This is a genomic window from Streptomyces sp. NPDC057474, assembly GCF_042802555.1.
In the GTDB taxonomy this organism is placed as follows: domain Bacteria; phylum Actinomycetota; class Actinomycetes; order Streptomycetales; family Streptomycetaceae; genus Streptomyces.
This window is the reverse complement of the sequence record NZ_JBHVDX010000459.1, coordinates 1-2,614: the sequence shown is the minus strand read 5'-3', so window position 1 is coordinate 2,614 and position 2,614 is coordinate 1. Positions and strand designations below refer to the sequence as shown.

At 70.2% G+C, this 2,614-nt stretch carries 2 protein-coding genes; both read right to left on the bottom strand.

What is annotated here, in order from left to right:
* Positions 1–1,850 (bottom strand): type I polyketide synthase (locus ACFU53_RS47635; protein ID WP_384006811.1); only part of this gene is annotated, 1,850 nt, incomplete at its 3' end.
* A 56-nt stretch (positions 1,851–1,906) separates the two neighbouring features.
* Positions 1,907–2,614: beta-ketoacyl reductase (locus ACFU53_RS47630; protein WP_384006807.1), on the bottom strand; the 708-nt coding region annotated here is incomplete at its 5' end.

Here is a 2,614-nt window from a genome sequence, read left to right as displayed (position 1 = left end):
CTCAACCGCTCGGCATCATCACCGAACACCACATCCCGCAACCCCGAACCGGCATGCGCACACACCGCATCGAAAGCATCCGCGAACACAGGGAATGCCTCATACAACTCCCGCCCCATCCCCGCACGCTGCGCACCCTGACCCGAGAACAGGAACGCTTGTCGTGACTCTCCGTGGTCCTGGCCGGCCATGGTGTGTACCGAGGTGATGCCGTCGGCGAGACCGTTCAGTGCTTCGGTGAGGCGAGTGGGATCGTCAGCGACGACGACCGCCCGATGTTCGAAGTGTGTGCGTGTCGTCGCGAGGGCGAGACCGGTCCGGCTCACGGCGGCCTCGGGGTGCCGGTCGGCGAAGGCCGCAAGGGTGCGGGCTTGGGCACGCAGGGCGTCCTCGGTGCGGCCGGACAACGGCCATACAAGGGGTGCGGAGTCCGCGGGGACGGCGAGAGGCTCACCTGGCGGTTCCGGAAGGGGGGACTGTTCAAGGATCACATGGGCGTTGGTGCCGCTGACCCCGAAGGCCGAGACGCCGGCCACGCGCGGACCGCCGGTGTCGGGCCATGGCTGCTGCTCGGTCACCAGTCGTACCGCACCCGACAACCAGTCGACCTGCGACGACGGCGCATCCACATGCAACGTCGCCGGCACCACCCCGTGCCGCATCGCCAGCACCATTTTGATCACACCAGCCACACCCGCAGCCGCCTGCGTGTGACCCACATTCGACTTCACCGACCCCAGCCACAACGGCCGCCCATCGGCCCTGTCCCGCCCGTACGTGGCCAGCAACGCCTGCGCCTCGATCGGATCACCCAGCCTGGTCCCCGTACCGTGCGCCTCCACCACATCCACCTCGGACGCCGACACCCCCGCACCCGCCAACGCCGCACGGATCACCCGCTGCTGAGCCGGACCGTTCGGCGCCGTCAGCCCGTTCGACGCACCATCCTGATTCACCGCCGAACCACGCACCACCGCCAGTACCCGATGTCCCAGCCGCCGCGCGTCCGACAACCGCTCCACCAGCAGCACACCCGCACCCTCACCCCACCCCGTCCCGTCCGCGCCCTCACCGAACGCCTTGCACCGCCCATCACCCGCCAGACCCCCCTGACGCGCGAACTCGGTGAAGACGTCGGGGGTGGACATGACGGTGACGCCTCCGGCGAGGGCGAGGTCGCACTCTCCGGCTCGCAGGGCCTGGGCCGCCAGATGCAGGGCCACCAGCGAGGACGAGCAGGCGGTGTCGACCGTCACCGCCGGACCCTCCAGACCCAGCACGTACGACACCCGCCCCGACACCACACTCGCCGCGTTGCCGGTGAGCAGATGGCCCCCGATGCCTTCGGGCAGGTCGTCGCCGGAGACGGCTCCGTAGTTCTGGTTGCTGCAGCCGACGTAGACGCCGGTGCGGCTGCCGCGCACGGAGGTGGGAGCCAGGCCCGCGTGTTCCAGGGCCTCCCAGGACGTTTCCAGGATCAGGCGCTGTTGGGGGTCCATCGCCAACGCCTCGCGCGGCGACACCCCGAAGAAGCCCGCGTCGAAGTCGGCGGCCGTGGTGACGAATCCGCCCTGGCGTGTGGTGGCCGTGGACGCGTCACCGGTCGTGTCCCAGCCTCGATCCGCAGGGAAGGGCGTGATGGCGTCGGCGCCGGCCGCGACCAGGTCCCACAGCTGTTCCGGGGTGGTGACGTCGCCGGGATAGCGACAGGCCATGCCGATGATGGCAATCGGTTCGGTCGCCGTCCGCACGAGTTCGTCGTTGTGCCGGCGCAGGCGCTCGTTCTCGGTCAGGGACGCGCGCAGCGCGGCGACGACGCGCTCTTCGGAGGTGGACATGCTCAGCTCCACTGGTTCGTGGGCCCGTACGCGGGCGGCCGGGGAGAAGTAGGGGGTGGGACGGTGCCTCAGGAAGTGGAGTCACCCAGGGCCAGTTGTACGAGTGCGTCGACATCCATCTCGCCGATCGCACCGTGGGCGGAGTCCCCGTCGTCCTGGGGCGTGCCGGACGCATCGGACTCCGCCAGTGTCAGCACCGCCGTGAGCAGACCGCTCTGCTGCCACCGGGAGAACGGGATGGCGGCGAGGGTACTGCGGAAGCGCACTTCGTCGCTGCCGTAGGACTCGGCAGGTGTTGCGGACCCACCCGGCGCGGCTTCCGGACCGGCGAAGAGTTCGTCGTGCAGGTGGTCGGCGAGGTGGCGAGGTGTCGGATGGTCGAAGACGAGGGTGGACGGCAGTCGCAGACCGGTCTCGGCGTTGAGCCGGTTGCGGAGTTCCACAGCGGTGAGGGAGTCGAACCCGACGTCCCGGAAGGCGCGGTTGACGTCCACGGAGGAGTCGGCGGAGCGACCCAGCACGAGGGTGGCCCGCTCACAGACCAGTTCCCGCAGGGCCCGGCGGCGTTCCGTCTCGGGCCGGCCCGCGAGGCGGGCGGTCAGGGCGGCGCGGGTGTCCCCCGTCGTCTTCTCGCCAGCGGAGTCGGTCCGGGTGCCGCCGAGGCCGGGGAGGCTGGTCAGCAGGGGGCTGGGACGACGACTGGTGAACGCCGGAACGAACCGCTCCCACTCCACATCAGCCACCACCACCGCACCACCACCCCCCTCCAACACACT